General features: G+C 63.7%; 19 protein-coding genes and 1 tRNA gene. 9 read left to right on the forward strand and 11 right to left on the reverse strand.

The window, feature by feature from the left end:
* Positions 1-81: 81 nt before the first annotated feature.
* The gene (locus RPC_RS25365) at positions 82-879 is read left to right on the forward strand and encodes a methyltransferase domain-containing protein (RefSeq protein WP_080507308.1); all 798 of its coding nucleotides are present in this window, start codon (positions 82-84) and stop codon (positions 877-879) included.
* On the opposite strand, the gene RPC_RS25935 is transcribed toward RPC_RS25365, so the two are convergent.
* Together RPC_RS25935 and RPC_RS03905 are read right to left on the reverse strand one after the other, a co-directional pair.
* On the reverse strand, positions 840-1,622 hold the full coding sequence (locus tag RPC_RS25935) for a hypothetical protein (protein ID WP_157043121.1): 783 nt from the start codon (positions 1,620-1,622) through the stop codon (positions 840-842). The two genes, RPC_RS25365 and RPC_RS25935, sit on opposite strands and share 40 nt — an antisense overlap.
* An 82-nt stretch (positions 1,623-1,704) precedes the next feature.
* Positions 1,705-3,060: a lytic murein transglycosylase gene (locus tag RPC_RS03905; RefSeq protein ID WP_011471254.1), complete on the reverse strand. Its 1,356-nt coding sequence runs from the start codon at positions 3,058-3,060 to the stop codon at positions 1,705-1,707.
* A 130-nt stretch (positions 3,061-3,190) separates the two neighbouring features.
* Between RPC_RS03905 and RPC_RS03910 the strand changes: the two genes are divergently transcribed.
* Complete coding sequence (locus RPC_RS03910) at positions 3,191-3,835, forward strand: LysE family translocator (RefSeq protein WP_011471255.1); 645 nt, start codon at positions 3,191-3,193, stop codon at positions 3,833-3,835.
* Between the two features lie 97 nt (positions 3,836-3,932).
* Here RPC_RS03910 and RPC_RS03915 read toward each other — a convergent pair whose 3' ends face one another.
* Positions 3,933-4,679, reverse strand: coding sequence for a sulfite exporter TauE/SafE family protein (locus RPC_RS03915; RefSeq protein ID WP_157043122.1), 747 nt, complete (start codon positions 4,677-4,679; stop codon positions 3,933-3,935).
* Between the two features lie 92 nt (positions 4,680-4,771).
* Between RPC_RS03915 and RPC_RS03920 the strand changes: the two genes are divergently transcribed.
* Positions 4,772-5,662, forward strand: coding sequence for a LysR substrate-binding domain-containing protein (locus RPC_RS03920; protein ID WP_011471257.1), 891 nt, complete (start codon positions 4,772-4,774; stop codon positions 5,660-5,662).
* A 272-nt stretch (positions 5,663-5,934) separates the two neighbouring features.
* Here RPC_RS03920 and hisN read toward each other — a convergent pair whose 3' ends face one another.
* Positions 5,935-6,720: a histidinol-phosphatase gene (gene hisN / locus RPC_RS03925; RefSeq protein WP_011471258.1), complete on the reverse strand. Its 786-nt coding sequence runs from the start codon at positions 6,718-6,720 to the stop codon at positions 5,935-5,937.
* Positions 6,721-7,231: 511 nt separating this feature from the next.
* A complete protein-coding gene (locus RPC_RS03930; RefSeq protein ID WP_011471259.1) occupies positions 7,232-8,119 on the reverse strand; it encodes an N-formylglutamate amidohydrolase in 888 nt (295 codons plus the stop codon).
* A gap of 300 nt (positions 8,120-8,419) precedes the next feature.
* Between RPC_RS03930 and cpdR the strand changes: the two genes are divergently transcribed.
* The 3 genes from cpdR (at position 8,420) to RPC_RS03945 (ending at position 9,938) form a co-directional block, all read left to right on the forward strand.
* Positions 8,420-8,779, forward strand: a complete 360-nt coding sequence (gene cpdR, locus RPC_RS03935) for a cell cycle two-component system response regulator CpdR (protein WP_011471260.1) — start codon at positions 8,420-8,422, stop codon at positions 8,777-8,779.
* Positions 8,780-8,849: 70 nt separating this feature from the next.
* A tRNA-Val gene (locus RPC_RS03940) sits at positions 8,850-8,924 on the forward strand.
* Between the two features lie 225 nt (positions 8,925-9,149).
* Entirely contained in the window at positions 9,150-9,938 is a 789-nt protein-coding gene (locus tag RPC_RS03945) for a hypothetical protein (RefSeq protein ID WP_041802402.1), read from the forward strand.
* 215 nt (positions 9,939-10,153) lie between these two features.
* Here RPC_RS03945 and RPC_RS26415 read toward each other — a convergent pair whose 3' ends face one another.
* Entirely contained in the window at positions 10,154-10,303 is a 150-nt protein-coding gene (locus RPC_RS26415) for a hypothetical protein (protein WP_011471262.1), read from the reverse strand.
* Positions 10,304-10,398: 95 nt separating this feature from the next.
* Positions 10,399-10,998, reverse strand: coding sequence for an NAD(P)H:quinone oxidoreductase (gene wrbA, locus RPC_RS03950; RefSeq protein ID WP_011471263.1), 600 nt, complete (start codon positions 10,996-10,998; stop codon positions 10,399-10,401).
* Between the two features lie 70 nt (positions 10,999-11,068).
* Between wrbA and RPC_RS25940 the strand changes: the two genes are divergently transcribed.
* Positions 11,069-11,266: a hypothetical protein gene (locus tag RPC_RS25940; protein ID WP_157043123.1), complete on the forward strand. Its 198-nt coding sequence runs from the start codon at positions 11,069-11,071 to the stop codon at positions 11,264-11,266.
* Positions 11,267-11,282: 16 nt separating this feature from the next.
* Here the strand turns inward: RPC_RS25940 and RPC_RS03955 are convergent, their stop codons facing one another.
* On the reverse strand, positions 11,283-11,981 hold the full coding sequence (locus tag RPC_RS03955) for a pirin family protein (RefSeq protein ID WP_011471264.1): 699 nt from the start codon (positions 11,979-11,981) through the stop codon (positions 11,283-11,285).
* A gap of 118 nt (positions 11,982-12,099) precedes the next feature.
* Here RPC_RS03955 and RPC_RS03960 point away from each other — a divergent pair, with 118 nt between their 5' ends.
* Entirely contained in the window at positions 12,100-13,005 is a 906-nt protein-coding gene (locus RPC_RS03960) for a LysR family transcriptional regulator (RefSeq protein WP_011471265.1), read from the forward strand.
* A 153-nt stretch (positions 13,006-13,158) separates the two neighbouring features.
* On the opposite strand, the gene RPC_RS03965 is transcribed toward RPC_RS03960, so the two are convergent.
* A complete protein-coding gene (locus RPC_RS03965) occupies positions 13,159-13,992 on the reverse strand; it encodes a protein-disulfide reductase DsbD domain-containing protein (RefSeq protein WP_011471266.1) in 834 nt (277 codons plus the stop codon).
* 137 nt (positions 13,993-14,129) lie between these two features.
* Here RPC_RS03965 and RPC_RS03970 point away from each other — a divergent pair, with 137 nt between their 5' ends.
* Entirely contained in the window at positions 14,130-14,771 is a 642-nt protein-coding gene (locus RPC_RS03970) for a YqgE/AlgH family protein (RefSeq protein WP_011471267.1), read from the forward strand.
* 123 nt (positions 14,772-14,894) lie between these two features.
* Here the strand turns inward: RPC_RS03970 and RPC_RS25945 are convergent, their stop codons facing one another.
* Together RPC_RS25945 and RPC_RS03975 are read right to left on the reverse strand one after the other, a co-directional pair.
* Positions 14,895-15,128, reverse strand: a complete 234-nt coding sequence (locus RPC_RS25945) for a hypothetical protein (RefSeq protein ID WP_157043124.1) — start codon at positions 15,126-15,128, stop codon at positions 14,895-14,897.
* Positions 15,129-15,153: 25 nt separating this feature from the next.
* Positions 15,154-18,030: an EAL domain-containing protein gene (locus tag RPC_RS03975; protein ID WP_011471268.1), complete on the reverse strand. Its 2,877-nt coding sequence runs from the start codon at positions 18,028-18,030 to the stop codon at positions 15,154-15,156.
* Between the last annotated feature and the right edge of the window lie 78 nt (positions 18,031-18,108).

Below are 18,108 nucleotides of genomic sequence, written 5' to 3' on the forward strand. Positions count from 1 at the left end.
AGTTGCGGGTAATGCGGGGGCCAACCCTCAGATGTGGCGACGATTCGATTTCATCGAACCAACCATAACTCGGAATTATCGATGAATGTTTGGTACAACGAAACTGGCCGGCCACTTAGTTCGACTTCTTGGCTCAATGCTCATCATCGCGCCAAACTAAAAGAAAGAACGGCATTTGCTCGTTCATTGTTGGATATGCGCCCTAGGAGGATCGTTGATTTAGGTTGCGGTCCCGGCTTGTGGCTTGAGACCTTAAACGGCATCGTTCCTCCAGATTGCGAATTTGTTGGAATTGATAGTGATTCAGCTGCTCTAGACGAAGCAAAATCCCGAGCCAAAGAATGGGAGCGTTCGGTTCAATTTCTAAATGTTGACATAGAGAAGAGTTCGCAGAATTTGCCTGAAGCGGATATGTTTCTCGCCTTCAATCTGTTCCCCTATTTTACTCATCCAGAGAAGGTATTGACGGCAGTCAAATCAAGAATTGCCGGTTCGGGAAGATTGGTTATTCGTCAGTATGATGGCGCGCTGCTTCGATTTGGTCCGCTCGACCAAGGGCGGAGAGGTCGAATAGAAATGTCCCTACATACCTCTGTGATGGGCAGTTCTGAATTCCAGCATTATGATTTAGACCGACTATTCCAGTTGTTGGCCTCATCATCTTTCGAAAATAAGCATTTGGAGTTCGAATTGTTTCAAAGGGCGTCCCCTTATCCTGAGGATTTCCTACAATACGTGAATAACACGATCGACTGGATGGCAAGGTATGCTGCTGAAGACGCATCGGCCGAATTGAAGCGCTGGCAGTCCGAGTTCCTGTGCAGGGGCAGTCCACCTTCTTACTTCGTAGAAGTTGATTTGGTCGGATGGTTGTCGTGATCTTCACTTGAGCGACGCCATAGCTGAGCGAAATGAATCGAGAACATATCGACTATTTGCTTGTCCCTTGAGATAAGGACAGTGGGATCTTGCCCAATCCCACGGAAATCCCAATTGAAGAGAACTTCACGTTCGCCATCCAAATATTCTAATATGATGAAATTAATCTGCGGCTCTTGGTGCGCTATCAACCTGAACCTGTAGCCATGTCGTTTCGATTTTGAAAGTTCATTAGCGGCTCTTTGAAATGCTCGCAGTCTGGGCAATGCAAGCGCGTCTCCAATGTCCTTCCAAATTAGATTTCGGCACGCGTGATAAGTAACTTGTTTCAGTGTTTCATCGTAAGTGTCCGTCTCATAGAATTTCTCATTGGCGCGTTCAGATTCGTCCTCCAGATTAAATGAAGTGTTTTGGGCCTCGCGAACTGCTGGTAGGCGACTATTAATATAGCTCTGCGCCTTCTCCGGAGATCCAACTTTCGTGACGTGCAAATAGTCTTTTATGGCTTCGTAGATCCTATCTGAATGAATAGATGTTTGATGAAGTTCGTGCGTTGAATTGATCAAATGCCCAATCAGTAAGATGATGATCGAGAGAAGAAATGCGGGGATGGCAGCGACGGCCTGATGTCCTGCAAAATTGAGTGGATCTAAGTAGTAAGAAACGACAAACGCCACCAGGCTCAGTATGGGCGCTGACAGAATCGCAGCCCATTTGCCCGCACTCGTGCCCGAATCTGACATATAATTCCGAGTTATGGTTGGTGTTGATTGATTCACTTAGAGGTTGCGCCATGATTTAGGAGTTTCCCATTTAGGAAAAAGTCTACCTCCCCCTCAACCTTTCCAACACGTCGCTGGACGCAAACCCGTCCGCCGGCGCGCCGACCGAGGCCTGGAAGCTGCGCAGCGCTTCGCGGGTCTGGCCGCCGATCTGGCCGTCCGGCTCGCCGCGGTAATAGCCGCGCTGCACCAAAAGCTGCTGCAGTTCGAGCCGCTCCGCGCGGGACAATACCCGTTCCTGCCGCGGCCAGGGCTGGATGAACGGCGCGCCGCCGCGTAAGCGATCGGCGAAATGCCCGATCGCCAGCGCGTAGGCCTCGGCGGGGTTGTATTTCATGATGACGCGGAAATTCTGCAGCATCAGAAAGCCCGGGCCGTCGGCGCCGGCCGGCGCCAGCACATAGGCCTTGTCGGCGGGGTTGGGGAACGGCTGGTTATTGGCACGCTTGAGGCCGAGCTGCTGCCATTGCGCGATGCTCACCGCCTTGCCGCGATCGGCCAGCATGAAATTGAAGTTCTGCGGCAGCACCACCTCGTAGCCCCAGGTGGCGCCGCTCTGCCAGCCGTCTTTCTTCAGGTTGTTGGCGGTGGAGAAGATCAGGTCGGCGGGGTTGTCGACGACGTCGCGGCGGCCATCGCCGTCGGCGTCGACGGCAAAGCGCTTGAACGCGGTCGGCATGAATTGCGTCGGGCCGAACGCGCCGGCCCAGGAGCCGCGCATCTGCTCGGGACGCAGGTCGCCGCGATGCAGGATCTCCAGCGTCACCAGAAACTCGTCGCGGAAATATTTCTGCCGGCGGCCGACGCAGGCCAAGGTCGCGGTGGATTGCAGCACGCTGCGGTCGCCCATCTGGGTCGAGTAGTTGGATTCGATGCCCCAGATCGCCGCGATGATGTAGCGATCGACGCCGTAGGCGCGTTCCGCGGCGTCGAATTGCGGCTTGTACTTTGCCAGCACCTCGCGGCCCTTGGCGAGCCGGTTGTCGTTCACCAGGATGTCGAGATAGTCCCAGATCGCCTTGGTGAATTCCGGCTGCGAATCCATCAGGTCCATGATCCGCAGGTCGGGTTCGAGGCCGGCGGTGAAGCGTTGGAAGCTGTCCTGCGAAATGCCGCGGCGCGCCGCGTCCGGCCACAGCGAGGCAACGCAATTGTCGAAATTCGACGCCGCCTCGCGGATCGCCGCCGCCGTCATCAAGGGATGCCCCGAGGCGCCGTCCTCGCCGCTCCAGACCGGCGCGGTGTGGCTGCCTTGCGAGATCGAGCCGGTGAAAATGTTGTCGAACAGGCTGAACGGCCCCGAGGATTGTGCCGACGCCGGATTCGCGCCGAGCGTCCCGCAAAGCGTCGCCGCGATCGCCGTCAGTCGTGCTGTGGTGCCGATGCTCATTGCTCTCATTCCACGTCGCGTTGAAAGATGCGGGGGCCAGCAGGCCTTGTCACGGTTTCTATCAGCTTAACAAAGCCGGTTTTTTGTGGTCAGCCAGGGTTGCGGGGGACGCCGCCCGACGCGAAACGACCGAGTTCCAATGTTCGGCATCCATGAATTATGGCTGTTCGCGCTGTCCGGACTGCTGCTCAACATCACGCCGGGGCCGGACACCGCCTATATCGTCGGCCGCAGCCTGCAGTTCGGCTGGCGCGGCGGCGCCGCTGCTGCGCTCGGCATCGGCTTCGGCTGCCTGCTGCATATCGTCGCTGCGGCGGTCGGGTTGTCGGCGCTGCTCGCCGCCTCGGCCGCGGCGTTCACCGCGCTCAAGCTCGTCGGCGCCGGCTATCTGATCTATCTCGGCGTGCAGATGCTGCTGAGCCGGCCGAGCGGCCTGGTGGCCGGCGCCGCGGAGACGCCAACGCCGCTGCGTGAGATCTCGCTGCGCAAAGTGTTCTGGCAGGGCGCCCTGACCAACGCGCTCAATCCGAAAGTGGCGCTGTTCTTCCTGGCCTTCCTGCCGCAATTCGTCGATGCCGACGCGCCGCATCAGGGGCTGGCCTTTCTCGCGCTGGGACTGTTGTTCGATCTCAACGGCACGCTGTGGTGCCTGATCGTCGCCGCCTTTGCTGCCAAAGCAGCGGACCGGTTGCGCTCGTCCGGCACCGTGCTGAGCTGGATCAACCGCGCGCTCGGCGGATTGTTCATCGCGCTCGGCGTTCGGGTTGCGCTGTCGCAGCGCTAGAGCAGGATGACGATTCTTCGAATCGTCATCCTGCTCTAGCTTTTTGATTGAGCATGATGTTTTCCGAAAACCGGGATCCACTTTTCGGGATCATGCTCTAAAAAGAAGCGATCGTGGCGCCGGCGAGATACAGCCCTAAAAGCCCCATCGCCACCAGGAACCAGCGGCGGAACTGCGCCGCGTCCATCCGCGCCCGCACCAATTGACCGACGAACATCCCGGCGAAGGCGGTGGCCATCGCCACCGCGCCGGGCAGCGCGGTCGTCGCCGACAACAGCCCGGCCTCGGTGAGATTGAACGCCTGCGCCAGCGTGGCGACGGTGAAGAACACGCCGAGCGCCTGCACCAATTCGTCTTTTTCCAGGCCGATCGCCTGCATGAACGGCATCGACGGGATCACCTGCACCCCGGTCGCCGCGGCGACCACGCCGGTGATCAGCCCGACGAGGCCGCCGACCCATTTCTCGTGCGCCGGGCGGACCTGGAAACGCGCCTGGCTGAGCCCGAGCCCGGCATAGATCAGCAACAGCAGCCCCAGCACCAGGGTGGCGTGATGCGCATAGGGCCCGGTCATCAATCCGGCGCCGGCGCGGATCCCGATCGCGGTCGCCAGCATCAACGGCCACAGCCGCCGCAGGATGTCGCGCAAATAGCCGCCGACCAAGGTCTGCCAGATATTGGTGACGATGGCCGGCACGATGACGATCGCCAAAGCCTGCGCCGGCGGCATCGCCACCGCCAACAGCCCGATCGACACCGTGGGCAGGCCGAGCCCGATCACGCCCTTGACGAAACCCGCCAGAGCGAACACCGCGGCAATCAGGATGAGGAGGGGATCGAACACGACGGTACATTGACCGATCGGCGCAAGCCGCACAATCTGCCACTTCCGCGGCCAGCCTTCGGCGCTGACGAAGGCTGCGACGAGTGAAGCGCATGCAGTTCGATCTGGTCGACCTTCGGCTGTTCGCGGCGATTGCCGAGGCGCGCAGCATCACCCACGGCGCGGCGCGATGCCATCTGGCGCTGGCGTCGGCGAGCGCGCGGATCAAGGCGCTGGAACAGCGCCTTGGCGTCGCGTTGCTGCTGCGCGGCCGTCGCGGCGTGACGTTGACCGCCGCCGGCGACAGCCTGCTCGACCACGCCCGCATCGTGCTGCACGCCACCGAAACCCTGCGCGGCGATCTTTCGGCCTATGCGCGCGGCGTCAAAGCCAGCGTGCGACTGATCGCCAACACCGCCGCGTTGTCCGAACATCTGCCGAAAGCGCTGGCGGCTTTTCTCAGTGCCCATCCCAACATCAGCATCGACGTCGAGGAGCGCGAAAGCGCGGAGATCGCCGCGGCGATCGCCGCCGGCGCCGCCGACATCGGCTTGGCGATTGACCAGGCGTTGCCGGACAACATCGAGCGCTTTGCGTTCTGCGACGACCGGCTGGTGCTGGTGGCGGCGAAGGGCGACGCTGTCGCCGGTCGCCGCGCCGTCGATTTCGCCGCGGTGCTGGATCGTGACGTCATCGGGCTTGCGCAAGGCAGCGCGCTGCAGGATCACCTCGCCCGGCAGGCCGCGCGGCTGGGCGCCCGGCTGCGCTTTCGGGCGCGGCTGAAGGATTTCGATGCGATCTGCCAGATGGTGGCGGCCGGAGTTGGCGTGGCCGTGGTGCCGGAGGCGGCGGCGGCGCGCTGTGCCCGCAGCATGCCGCTCGCAGTGCTGCGGATTCGCGATCCCTGGGCGAGCCGCAAGCTGGTGATCTGCGTGCGCAGTCTCAAGGCGCTGCCGAAGCCGGCGCAGCAGCTCGCCGAGCATCTGCGCCGCGCGGCGCACTAGCCGCTTCCGCCTCGCTTGGAAGCTCCTGGAAGCTACTGCGGGCACTGACTTCACCTCTCCCCGCTGCGCGGGGAGAGGTCGATCCGGCGAAGCGCAGCGAAGCCGGGTCGGGTGAGGGCCGGGCAGTGCGTTTGTTACGATCGCGGCATGCGCTGGTCGGCAGCGCCCCTCACCCCAACCCTCTCCCCGCAAGAGCGGGGCGAGGGGGCTCGCTGCCTGCGGGGCGATGTCTTGCTTTCGCAGCGACGGGCGTGGCGGGCCCCGCTTCGGGGCTAGCCGTTCAGCACTTTCATCGCGGCTTGGTGGATCCGCGGATCGCCGGCGGCGATGATGCGGCCGCCGTGTTGCGCCGGTCCACCTTCCCAGGTGGTGATGACGCCGCCGGCGCCGGTGACGATCGGGATCAAGGCGGCGACGTCGTAAGGCTTCAGCTCGGTCTCGATCACCAGGTCGAGATTGCCGGCGGCCAGCATGCAATACGAGTAACAATCGCCGCCATAGCGCGACAGCCGGACCTGGTTTTCGATCCGCGCATAGGCGGCGCGGTCGTCGGCATTCATCAACAGCGGGCTGGTGGTGTAGGTGGTGGCGTCCTGCAGCAGCGCGCAGCGCCGCACCGCCAGCTTGCGCTCGCCGGACGGGCCGCGATAGGTCGCCGACTGGCTGTCGCCGGAAAACCGCTCGCCGATGAACGGCTGATGCATCATGCCGTAGACCGGGGTGCCCCGATGCAGCAGCGCGATCAGCGTGCCCCAGATCGGGAAGCCGGCGATGAAGGATTTGGTGCCGTCGATCGGATCCAGCACCCAGACATATTCGGCGCCTTCGTTCTCGATGCCGAATTCCTCGCCGACGATGCCGTGCTGCGGGAAGCTGTCCTTGATCAGCCGGCGCATCACCGCCTCGGCGGCGCGGTCGGCTTCGGTCACCGGATCGAACTCATGGCCGGGCGTGCTCTTGTTGTCGATCGCCAGCGACGTTCGAAACATCGGCAGGATGGTCTCGCCGGATGACGTCGCAAGCCGCCCGATGAAGGCAGTGAAATCGATAACCGTCACGGGGATTCCTTCTGAGACCGGGGTGGCAAGGTTGATGTATGGCGTAATGCAATCCGCCGCCGCTTGCTCTTATAATTACGTCGAGGACCTGGAGAAATCGCCAGCGGTGACCGCGTGCGGGCCTTTCGACTTTCGGATCGGGTTGCGTCTGGGTGCGGTTTCCCGCGCCCGCGGCTTCGAAATCAGGGTTGTGAGGGGCTAAATTTACACCATGAGCTCATGCGAATCCCTGGCGCAGTCGCGTAACATACTGATATTTTTAGCGAAACTACGTGCGTGGTCGCGTCGAATGGTGTTCTGACATGCAATTTTGCATGGAAAAACGCGCAAAAACGCTTGCGCTTGGTGCGGCGCAGTCTCATATTGTTGCGGTGCGGTAGCGCCTTGCGCTATCGCTGCCCTCCTTGGGCGTTTCCTCCCTAGACTTGGGCCGCTTGCCAACGCAAGCGGCCCTTTTTTCTTGTGCGGAGGGGGTCGCGATCATCCGACGGGTTCTTCGCCGGCGCGCGTGCTACTCCGCCGCGGCCTGAAACGAGCCGAGATCGCCGAGCGGAATCTCCGCCAGCGCGTCGGCCAGGATAGCGAAGTCGTCGATCACCTGAGCGAACCGCGCGCTGCGTTCGCGCAGCCGTTCGTCCATGTAGATCGCGCGGTTGAGCTCGACCTGTACGGCGTGCAGCCCGCTCGACGGATTGCCGTAATGTTCGGTGATGAAGCCGCCGGCATAGGGCTTGTTGCGGCCCACCGCATAGCCGCGGGCGGTCATGGCCTGCTCCACCACGTCGGCGATCAGCGCGACGCAGCTGGTGCCGTAGCGATCGCCGATCACCACGTCGGGGCGCCGCGGCTCGTCGCGCGACAGCCCGACCGACGGCATCGAATGACAATCCACTACGATCACCGCGCCGAATCGCTGATGCGCCTTGTTGATCAGCTTGCGCAGCGCGCGGTGATACGGCTTGTACAGCGCCTCGATGCGCCCCAGCGCGTCGTCGACGTCGATGCGTTCGCGATAGATCTCCTGGCCGTCGCCGACCACCCGGGGGATGGTGCCGAGCCCGCCGGCCACCCGCATCGAGCGGGTATTGGCGAAGCTCGGCAACCGGCCGGCGAACATCCGCGGGTCGAGTTCGTAGGGTTCGCGGTTGACGTCGATATAGGAGCGCGGGAAATGCACCCGCACCACCGGAAAGCCGCGGTCGCTGAGACCGGCGATCAATTCGTCCATGAACGAATCTTCCGAGCGGCGCAGCGCCGCCAGATCGATTCGCGAGGCGATCAGGAAATCCTGCGGATACACCGAGCCGGAATGCGGCGAGTTGAAAATGATCGGCGCGCGCCACAGTTGCGGTTCGACGATCTCGAACGCGGGCGAAAGCTCACCGTCAAATTCGCTCATCGTCGGCCGTCCCCGCCATCCGCCATCGTCGGCCTCGTCAGCCGCGCCGCGGGCCGCCGCGCTGCTGCGAGCGATTGTCGGCAATCGAAAGCGCTCTGCCAAGCGAATAAATTCTTTGCGACAGCGGAACTTAAGCCCGGGTCGGCACCCCGCTTGGTGTGTTGCCACAAGCCGCAATCGCGCGCACAGTCGAGCGACATGCTGCGGATTTTACGGTCTGCAACTTTCACCCGAAATTTACCAAAGCTCGGGCTAAGTGGCCGGAGTGGTCCTCTCACCCGGGTTTGACGTCCAGCCGCCATGCACAAAATTCTCCTCGCCGAAGACGACAACGACATGCGCCGGTTCCTGGTCAAGGCGCTGGAAAACGCCGGTTTCCAGGTCTCGTCCTATGACAATGGCCTGTCAGCCTATCAGAGGCTGCGGGAAGAGCCGTTTGAAATGCTTCTAACCGACATCGTGATGCCGGAGATGGACGGCATCGAATTGGCGCGCCGCGCCTCCGAACTCGATCCCGACATCAAGATCATGTTCATCACCGGATTCGCCGCGGTGGCGCTGAATTCCGATTCCGAGGCGCCGAAAAACGCCAAGGTGCTCGCCAAGCCCGTGCACCTGCGGGAATTGGTCAGCGAAGTGAACAAAATGCTGGCGGCGTAAATCTCCGCGCAAGGCTGCTTGCCTGCGCGGCGTGAAGCCGATATACGGACCCACCCGTGAAGACCTAATAGGGCGCGTAGCTCAGCGGGAGAGCACCTCGTTGACATCGAGGGGGTCACAGGTTCGATCCCTGTCGCGCCCACCATTCCGCCCCGCCGTCGCAGCGCACATCGTCCGACCCTCGGGGCTCCCGAACAATCCCGTGTTATTCCAATGCGTTGGCGGAACCCGCCGGGGCCATCGCTCCGTCGCCGCGCGGGCCGTGCCGGTCGCTGCTGCGACAGGGTCGCGACAACCGCCTGCGACGGCCGCGATGTTGAGAACCGCCGCGATCTGGCGCAAGGTTTTTGCGATGATTTGGGCCCCGACCATGCAGCCAGAACCAGAGCGTTTGATCGAATCGGCAACCGCCTCGCGATTCGCGGTGACGCGCAGCTGGATCAATCGCGTCGCGACCTGGTTCAACCGCGCCACCTTCCGGATCAAGCGCGGCACGCCCGCCGAAACTCTCGAAGAGGTCGGCCGGCGCTGGCGGCTCGAGCCGAAGCCGAAACAGGTCCTGCTGCAGCTCGGCGCCAGCAAGCCGGGCGCGGCATTCATCGACGAGAAGGTGCAGGCGATCAACCGCGCCGCGTTCCATCGTTCGGCATTCGCGCTCAACGCGGCGACGCATCTGGTGTTCGTCGATCTCGCCGCGCAGCTGACGATGTCGTGGCCCGCGCTGAAGGCCGCGGCCGTCGCCGCCAATCTGGTGCTGGCGTTGGTCGCGCATTTCGAAATGCGGAAGAATTTTCGCGCGCTGCTCGCCGGGCCCAATGCGCTGCCGAAGAAGCGGCGGTTCTGGGGCCTGATGGCAAATCCGAAATACAACCGCGCGGTGAAGAAGAGCTCGAAGCCGCACGCCAAGGCCGCCTGGAAGGAAAAGTCGCTGTATCGGCTGGGCTACTTCGTCAATGCCGGCGCGATCTTCTTAGGCTCGCAATTCATCATTCCGCCGGAGCGGCTGGTGTTTCCGTTCGGCTTCATCATCGGCAAGATCACCGGATTGATGTCCACGCTGGTGATCGTGTTCGACATCTGGCGCGGCGTGCGCGCCGGCGAGGATTCTAGGCTCGCCCGCGAGCGCGAGATCGCGGTGTATCGGCATTTGGATATTTAGGTTGAAGATGATCGACGTCCGGATCGATGGGGCGGACTGCGCCAACCGAGAAGAATGCCGTCATTCCGGGGCGCGAGGGCGTCAGCCCGAGCGAACCCGGAATCTCGCTGCCGGGGGGCGGGCAGCAGAACCTGTGGCGAGATTCCGGGTTCACTCGCCGCTCGCGCGGCTCGTGCCCCGGAATGACAGTGTCGTGGTTATCGAACGCAATTGGATCAGCCGCAGTCACTGCAGGTTTTGACCGCAACATCGCGGCACTGGTGCCGGCCGTTGGTGGCAATGGTCAGTCCGCGGCACATCCAGCTCTTGGCGATCACCCGCAAGGGATCGCGGGCGAGCTGATACAGCACATAGATATCGAGCATCGCATTTCTCCGATCAGCCCAAGACAACGTGGGCCGATCGGCCCGAAGTTCAAATAGGAGGCGAGCGGCGTTCGTGAAGCGCCGCCCCGCGTCTATCAGCCATGCAACTTGATCGCGGTCTCGGCGATCACTTTTCCCTGATAGCGCGCGCCGCCGAGTTCGTTGGCGCTGGGCTGCCTGGCGCCATCGCCGCCAGTGATGGTGGTGGCGCCGTAGGGCGAGCCGCCGGCGACTTCGTCGAGCGTGGTCAGCCCGCCGTAGCCGTAGTTCAGTCCGACCACCACCATGCCGAAATGCAACAGGTTGGTGATGATCGAGAACAGCGTGGTTTCCTGGCCGCCGTGCTGGCTCGCGGTCGAGGTGAAGGCGCCGCCGACCTTGCCGTGCAGCACGCCCTTGGCCCACAGGCCACCGGCTTGGTCGAGGAAATTCGCCATCTGCGAGGTGATGCGGCCGAACCGGGTGCCGGTGCCGATGATGATGGCGTCGTAATTGGCGAGATCGTCGACGGTGGCGATCGGCGCCGCCTGATCGAGCTTGTAGTGCGAGGCCTTGGCGATTTCGGGCGGCACCAGTTCGGGAACGCGCTTGATGTCGACGGTGGCGCCGGCTTCGCGCGCGCCTTCGGCCACCGCGTTGGCCATGGTTTCGATGTGGCCGTAGGCCGAATAGTACAGAACGAGGACTTTTGCCATTTTGGGCTCCTTAAGGTCAGAGGGAAGGACGCGAACGTAGCGTCCGGGATTTCAGTGCAATGCGGACAGCGTGATCGGCTTTCCGCGCTGGCGGCGTATCGAAAAACTCGCGCCCCTCTCCGCGTCATGGCCGGGCTTGTCCCGGCCATCCACGGAAACAGCCAACGCGTCGCTCGTGGGCGTGGATGGCCGCGACGAGCGCGGCCATGACGTGGTGAGCGAACTGCCTGATCGGATTCTCTGCATTCCGGTCAGGCTCGCAGGATGAGGTCGCTTAGTTCGCGTTACGCCGCGTCGACCAGCACCAGCTCGGAATCTTCCAGCGCGGTGATGGTCAGCTTGGCCTCGTCGTGGATCGCGGCGCCGTCGCGGGCATTCACCTTGACGCCGTTGACCTCGACCGAGCCGACCGCCGGCACCAGATAGAGATGCCGCGCCTTGTTCGGCTGATACTCCGCGCTCTCGCCGGCCTTCAGCGTGGTCGCCAGCACCCTCGCGTCGGCGCGGATCGGCAGCGCCTCGGTGTCGGAGGCGAAGCCCGAGGCGATGGTGACCAGCTTGCCGGAGCGGTCGGCCTTCGGGAACGGCTTGGCGCCCCAGGTCGGCTGCCCGCCTTTGCCGACAGGCTCGATCCAGATCTGGAAGATCCGGGTGGTCTCCTGCTCCAGATTGTATTCGGAATGCCGCACGCCGCTTCCCGCGCTCATCACCTGGACGTCGCCGGCCTCGGTGCGGCCCTTGTTGCCCATGCTGTCCTGATGGGTGATGGCGCCATCGCGGACATAGGTGATGATCTCCATGTCCTTGTGCGGATGCGCCGGAAAGCCGGTGTTGGGGGCGATCTCGTCGTCGTTCCAGACCCGCAAGGCGCCGTGGCCCATATTCTCCGGGTCGTAGTAATTGGCGAAGGAGAAGTGGTGCTTGGCGTTCAGCCAGCCGTGGTCGGCGCCGCCGAGTCTTGCAAACGGACGAAGTTCGATCATGTCGTGTCTCCATTCCTGGCGCGCGGGGCGCGCTGATGCATTTCGTTGGCATCTGGATAAGGCTTTCCGCATGGTCTAGAAATAGAAACGATCGAAACTCATAGTTTCAGGATTTTGCATGACGAGGCTTCCGGACTTCGAGGGGCTGGCGATTTTCGCCAAGGTGGTGGAGCTGCGCTCGTTCGCCGCGACGGCGGACGAACTGGTGCTGTCCAAGGCCACGGTGTCGAAGGCGGTGACGAGGCTGGAGCAGAAGCTCGGCGCGCGGCTGTTCAACCGCACCTCGCGGCGGTTGGCGTTGACCGACGCCGGCCACAGGCTCGCCGAGCGCGCCACGCGGCTGTTGGCCGACGGCGAGGCGGCGGAGAACGAGGCGCTGGCGCAGTCGGGGGCGCCGCGCGGCCTGGTGCGGCTCGCGGTGCCGATGACGTTCGGGGTCAAGGTGATCGCGCCGCTGTTGCCGGAGTTCATGCAAAACTATCCGGAGGTGGCGATCGACCTGCATCTGTCGGACGCCACCGTCGACCTGATCGGCGACGGCTTCGACGCCGGCATTCGCATCGCCACGCTGCCGGATTCCTCGCTGCTGGCGCGGCGGCTGTGCGCGATGCCGCGATTCACCGTGGCGGCGCCGTCCTATCTGGCGACATACGGCCGGCCGACCCATCCGATGCATCTCGCCGCGCATCGTTGCCTCGGCTACGCCTATCTGTCGACGCCGAACACCTGGCACTACACCAACGCCGCCGGCGAGCAGGCCGATGTGCGGCTGTCGGGTCCGCTGCGGGTCAACAATGGCGAGGCGCTGCTGCCGGCGCTGCTGGCCGGGCTCGGCATCGCCGACCTGCCGGAATTCATCGTCGGCGACGCGCTGGCCTCGGGCGCGGTCGAGGTGATCCTGCAGGGCTGGCACCAGCGCGAAGGCGCGGTGCACCTGGTGATGCCGCCCGGCGGCCCGCGCCCGGCGCGGGTCGAGGTGTTGGCGGAGTTTTTGGCGGAGAAGCTGGGACGGCGCGGGCGCTAAACCTCGCGATCGTCATTCCGGGGCGCGAGAGCGTAAGCTCGAGCGAACCCGGAATCTCGCGACGTGGTTCAGCGCTTTGCTTGCAGCGAGTTTCCGGGTTCGCTCGGCCTGCGGCCTCGCGCCCCGGAATGACGTCGCTATTTCAAACGGTCGCTACTCAAGATTGACGTTGTATTCGTAGGAGCGTTCGGCGCCGACCAAAGTGAGCTTCAGCGCCGCGCCGTCGGGCTTGACGCCGGGCGGCAGGCCTTCGAGCGCGAATTCGAACCGCTTCACGCCCGCGGGGCCGGGGTCGATCCGCTTCGGCACCGGCAGCGACCACTCCGGAGTCGGGCCTTCGACGAACAGATCGACCGCGGTGAAGTCCGGCGTGGTGACGTCGACGATCACCGATTGCCCCTCGCGCTTGACGTCGCGCACCGTCACCGGATGCGGATCGCCGACATTGGCGGGCACCGGCACGGTGTCGAGCGCCGCCGACAGCGTGGCGTCCTGGGTGCTGGCGACGCTGACAAAGGCGAGTTCGGGGCTGGCCTCGACCGGCACGCAGAGCTTCTCGCACACCGCGTAGCTCACGGTGGCGCGCAGCGTCACCGGCTTGTCGGCGTTCTTGGCGACGATGCGCAGCGGCAGCACCACCTGTTTCTTGTAGCCGAGCGAAGTGCCACCGGCGCCGTCGTCGAACCGGGTCGGCGCCGGCCACAGGATCGTCACCGCCTCGACATTCTCGGATTTGCTGAAATCGAACCGCGGCGGCACCCCGGAATCCCCCGGCGCGCGCCAATAGGTTTTCCATCCCGGCTCGAGCTGGATCGCGATGCCGCCGAGCAGCACCGCGCCCGACCGCGAGCCCGCCAACAGCCGAACCGCCGAATGGCTGTCACTGACCCATGGTGAACTGTCTTCGGCCCTGACCTCGCCGATCAGGCAGGCCGCCAAGGCGGCCGCGGCGAGCAACACCCTGCGGAACGGAACCATAGCGCTCATCTGACGTCTTTAGAGACCGGACCGGCCTCGAACCACGGAACTGGATGTGACACGGCGGCCGGGGACCCGACCACGGCTTGATTGACACGGCTGCCACCCAATATCAGGATGTGGGACAAAATGAGAATGCCTAGCTGATGGACCCCAAATCGAAAGCGCCGAAACGCGACGAAACCAAGGGGGCCGACGATGCCTCCGGGCGTCGCTATCTCGACGGCCAATTGCTGATCGCGATGCCGGTGATGGAGGACGAACGCTTCGCCCGCTCGGTGATCTATGTCTGCGCGCATTCTTCGGAAGGTGCCATGGGCATCATCGTCAACCGGCCGGCCGGCAGCATCGATTTCCCCGAATTGTTGGTGCAGCTCGAGATCATCGACAAGGCCGACCAGATCAAGCTGCCGGAAAACGCCGAAACCATGAAAGTCCTGAAGGGCGGGCCGGTCGAGACCGGACGTGGATTCGTGCTGCATTCGAGCGACTTCTTCATCAAGGACGCCACGCTACCGATCGATGAAGGTATTTGTCTGACCGCCACCGTGGATATTTTGCGGGCGATCGCGCGCGGCGCCGGGCCGAAACACGCGATTCTGGCGCTGGGCTACGCCGGCTGGGCGCCGGGCCAGCTGGAGACCGAAATCCAGGGCAACGGCTGGCTGCATTGCCCGGCCGACGCCGACCTGATCTTCGGCGGCGACATCGAGGCGAAATATTCCCGCGCGCTGCACAAGATCGGCATCGAGCCCGGGATGCTGTCGAACGAAGCCGGGCATGCCTGAGGCGTGCCTCGTGTCCCGGGCGCGGCGCAGCGCGTAGCGCTGCCCCGCAGAACCGGGACCGTTACGAATACTGCGGTCCGTTACGGCCCCGGATCAGCAGCGCACGAAGTGAGGCATTAAGCTTCAAGAGATCTTCGAATTGGGCCATTCAATTCGAGCTGACCCACCGGAATCTTTGCCGCCGACGACATAACCTGTTGAGTCTTCGCAACGCGGACAGATGCGCTTTCCTTCGGGATGCAAATGCCCGCTAACGAAAAAGACCTTTCTGCACAGCGGGCAGGAGAACGCTGCGTTGTTGCCGAACCAATCTTCGTCATGAGCGATATGGTCCTTGTCGATTTTCCGGACACCCATGTTACACCCCTGAACACAAACGGCCTCAGCTCGCCTCGGCCAGCCGTTCTTCGGTCAGAAGCTTCATCGCGGCGTCGGCGTCCATCGGCTCGCCGAAGGCGAAGCCCTGGGCGTATTCGCAGCCGAGCTGGTACAGCTCCACCGCGTCGGAATCGGTCTCCGCACCTTCCGCCACCACGTCCATGCCGAGATCGTGCGCCAGCGCGATGATCGATTTCAGGATCACCGGGCGGGTGCCGCGGCTGGTGGTGCGGACGAACGACTGGTCGATCTTGATGGTGTCGAACGGGAAGCGCTGCAGATAGGCCAGCGAGGAATGCCCGGTGCCGAAATCGTCGAGCGACAGCCCGGTGCCGAGCTCGCGGATCCGATGCAGCATTTGGGCTGCGTGTTCCGGATTTTCCATCACCAGCGATTCGGTGAGTTCCAGCTTCAAGGTGCCGCGCGCCACCGTCGAGCGCGACAGCACGGTGCGGATGTCGTGCAACAGATCGTGCCGCAGCAATTGCCGCGAGGAGACGTTGACGCTGGCGAAGATCGGCTCGCGCGAGCGCATCGCCCGCTGCCAGATCGCCAGCTGCTTGGCGGTCTGGTCCATCACGAACATGCCGAGGTCGACGATCAGGCCGATCTCCTCGGCGATCGAGATGAATTCCGACGGCGACATCCGGCCGAGCTTGGGATGATCCCAGCGCGCCAAGGCTTCGAAGCCGGCGATCGAGCGATCTTCCAGCCGCACGATCGGCTGATACAGGATGGTGATTTCCTGGCGCTCGATGGCGCGGCGCAATTCGGATTCCAGCGTCAGCCGGTCGGTCTTGCGCGCCCGCATCACCGGCTTGTAGACGTCGATGCGGTCGCCGCCGATCCGCTTCGAGTGATACATCGCCAGCTCGGCGTCCTTGATGATCTCGTCGGTGAGCTGGGTCTGCGGATCGCTCAAAGCCAGGCCGATCGAGGCGGTGAGGAAGATCTCGCGGTCGTTGAAGGCGATCGGCGCGCGGATGGTCTTGCGGATGGTCTCGGCGAAGGCGGTGATCTTGGCGGGGTCCTGCTCCGACATCAGGATCAGGCCGAACTGGTCGCCGGCGAGCCGCGCCAAGGTGTCCTGCGGCTTCAGGATCCGGGTCAGCCGGCGCGCCAGCGTCAGCAGGATCGAATCGCCGACCGCGATGCCGACCGAATCGTTGACCTGCTTGAAGCGGTCGAGGTCGATCACCATCAGCGTCGGCCGCAGGTTCGGCATCGCCTTGGCGAAATTCGCCACCGCGTTGAGCCGGTCGATGAACAGCTTGCGGTTCGGCAGCCCGGTGAGGTTGTCGTGCACCGAGTCGTGCAGCATGCGCTCTTCGGCGTTCTTGATCTCGGTGACGTCGGTCAGCGTGCCGACCACGCGCGAGACTTCGCCGTCGGAGCCGACCACCGGGCGCGCCTTCAGCGCGAACCACATGAAGCGGCCGTCCGGGGTGCGCAGCCGGAAGTCCTGGGTGAGCCGGCCGCGGCGCTGATCCAGCACGCTGTCGAGCGCGGCGCGAAACCGGTCCTGATCGAGCGGATGCAGCACTTCCAGCCATTTCGCCGCGGAACCTTCCAGCGTGCCGCGCTTCAGCCCGAGCAGGGTCTCGGTCTCCGGGCTGGTGAACACCTTGTCGGCGGAGACGTCCCAATCCCAGATCAGGTCGCCGGAGCCGGTCAGCGCCAGCGCGCGGCGCTCGATATCGGAGACCACGCCGGTCGGCGCGCTGCCGCCCGCGAAGGCGTGCTGCATCACCGTGAAGCCGATCAGCATCACGATCAGCACCAGACCGCCGAGCAGCGCCGGTCCGACGATGTCGTTGGTGACGCTGCCCGCGACCGCCATGCCGGCCGCGATCACCCAGACCACCAGCAGGAACCAGGTCGGGATCAGCAGCACCGCGCGGTCGAAGCCGTGGGTCGACAGATACAGGATCAGCGCGAAGCCGGCGAAGGCGATCAGCACCAGCGACATCCGCGCGATGCCAGACGCCACCGCCGGATCGAACAGCGCCAGCGCCACCAGCGATCCCAGGAAGGCGAGCCAGCCCAGCGTGATGTGCGAATAGCGCACGTGCCAGCGGCTGAGATTGAGATAGGCGAACAGAAACACCAACAGCGTCGCGGCCAGGATGGCTTCGCCGGAGGCGCGCCACACCCGCTCGGCGCCCGACGACATGTCCAGCACCTTGCCCCAGAATCCGAAATCCACCCCGATATAGACCAGCACCGCCCAGGCCAGGGCCGCGGCGGCGGGGAACATGATGCTGCCCTTGACCACGAACAGGATGGTCAGCACCAGCGCCAGCAGTCCGGAGATGCCGATCACGATGCCCTGATACAGCGTGAACGAGTTGACCTTGTCCTTGTAGGCTTCCGGTTCCCACAGATAGAGCTGCGGCAGCTTGTCGGTGCGTAGCTCGGCGACGAAGGTGATCACCGCGCCGGGATCCAGTGTGACCCGGAACACGTCGGCGGTGGGGGAATCCTGGCGCTCCGGCCGGTCACCGGTCGACGGCGTCACGGTGGCGATGCGGGACAGTCCGAGATCGGGCCAGAACAGCCCGGACGAGACGATGCGGTAATGCGGCGCGACGATCAGGCGGTCGAGCTGGTCGTCGGTGTTATTCGCCAGCGCGAACACCACCCAGTTCTGGCCGCCCTCGCGGGCGCGCACCTCGATGCGGCGGACGATGCCGTCGGTGCCGGGCGCGGTGGAAACCTGAATGCGGTCGCCCTCGCTGCGCTGATGATCGAGCACCGCGGTGAGATCGATCGCGGGCGCGTCACCGCGGACGCTGACCGCGTCGAGGGCGTTCGCCGGCGAGCCGGCCGCAATCATCATGAAGCCCAGCGCGGCGAGCGCGAGGCACCTGATCAGACGCAATGTCGAGTCTCCGCGTTGGTGGTCATGTCGCGCGCACCCGTGTGCGGTTCTGACGCGCGATAAATGACATGAATGTGA

The sequence above is a fragment of the Rhodopseudomonas palustris BisB18 genome, assembly GCF_000013745.1.
GTDB lineage: Bacteria > Pseudomonadota > Alphaproteobacteria > Rhizobiales > Xanthobacteraceae > Rhodopseudomonas_A > Rhodopseudomonas_A palustris_F.

Excerpts from the sequence above, each read along its gene's own strand:
- RPC_RS03910 (WP_011471255.1), top strand. The coding sequence starts at position 3,191 with ATGTTCGGCATCCATGAATTATGGCTGTTCGCGCTGTCCGGACTGCTG.
- RPC_RS03955 (WP_011471264.1), bottom strand. The coding sequence starts at position 11,981 with ATGATCGAACTTCGTCCGTTTGCAAGACTCGGCGGCGCCGACCACGGC.
- RPC_RS25945 (WP_157043124.1), bottom strand. The coding sequence starts at position 15,128 with ATGGGTGTCCGGAAAATCGACAAGGACCATATCGCTCATGACGAAGAT.
- RPC_RS25365 (WP_080507308.1), top strand. The coding sequence starts at position 82 with ATGAATGTTTGGTACAACGAAACTGGCCGGCCACTTAGTTCGACTTCT.
- RPC_RS03905 (WP_011471254.1), bottom strand. The coding sequence starts at position 3,060 with ATGAGAGCAATGAGCATCGGCACCACAGCACGACTGACGGCGATCGCG.
- cpdR (WP_011471260.1), top strand. The coding sequence starts at position 8,420 with ATGCACAAAATTCTCCTCGCCGAAGACGACAACGACATGCGCCGGTTC.
- wrbA (WP_011471263.1), bottom strand. The coding sequence starts at position 10,998 with ATGGCAAAAGTCCTCGTTCTGTACTATTCGGCCTACGGCCACATCGAA.
- RPC_RS03965 (WP_011471266.1), bottom strand. The coding sequence starts at position 13,992 with ATGAGCGCTATGGTTCCGTTCCGCAGGGTGTTGCTCGCCGCGGCCGCC.
- RPC_RS25935 (WP_157043121.1), bottom strand. The coding sequence starts at position 1,622 with ATGTCAGATTCGGGCACGAGTGCGGGCAAATGGGCTGCGATTCTGTCA.
- RPC_RS03970 (WP_011471267.1), top strand. The coding sequence starts at position 14,130 with ATGGACCCCAAATCGAAAGCGCCGAAACGCGACGAAACCAAGGGGGCC.
- RPC_RS03945 (WP_041802402.1), top strand. The coding sequence starts at position 9,150 with ATGCAGCCAGAACCAGAGCGTTTGATCGAATCGGCAACCGCCTCGCGA.
- RPC_RS26415 (WP_011471262.1), bottom strand. The coding sequence starts at position 10,303 with ATGCTCGATATCTATGTGCTGTATCAGCTCGCCCGCGATCCCTTGCGG.
- RPC_RS03960 (WP_011471265.1), top strand. The coding sequence starts at position 12,100 with ATGACGAGGCTTCCGGACTTCGAGGGGCTGGCGATTTTCGCCAAGGTG.
- RPC_RS03930 (WP_011471259.1), bottom strand. The coding sequence starts at position 8,119 with ATGAGCGAATTTGACGGTGAGCTTTCGCCCGCGTTCGAGATCGTCGAA.
- RPC_RS03920 (WP_011471257.1), top strand. The coding sequence starts at position 4,772 with ATGCAGTTCGATCTGGTCGACCTTCGGCTGTTCGCGGCGATTGCCGAG.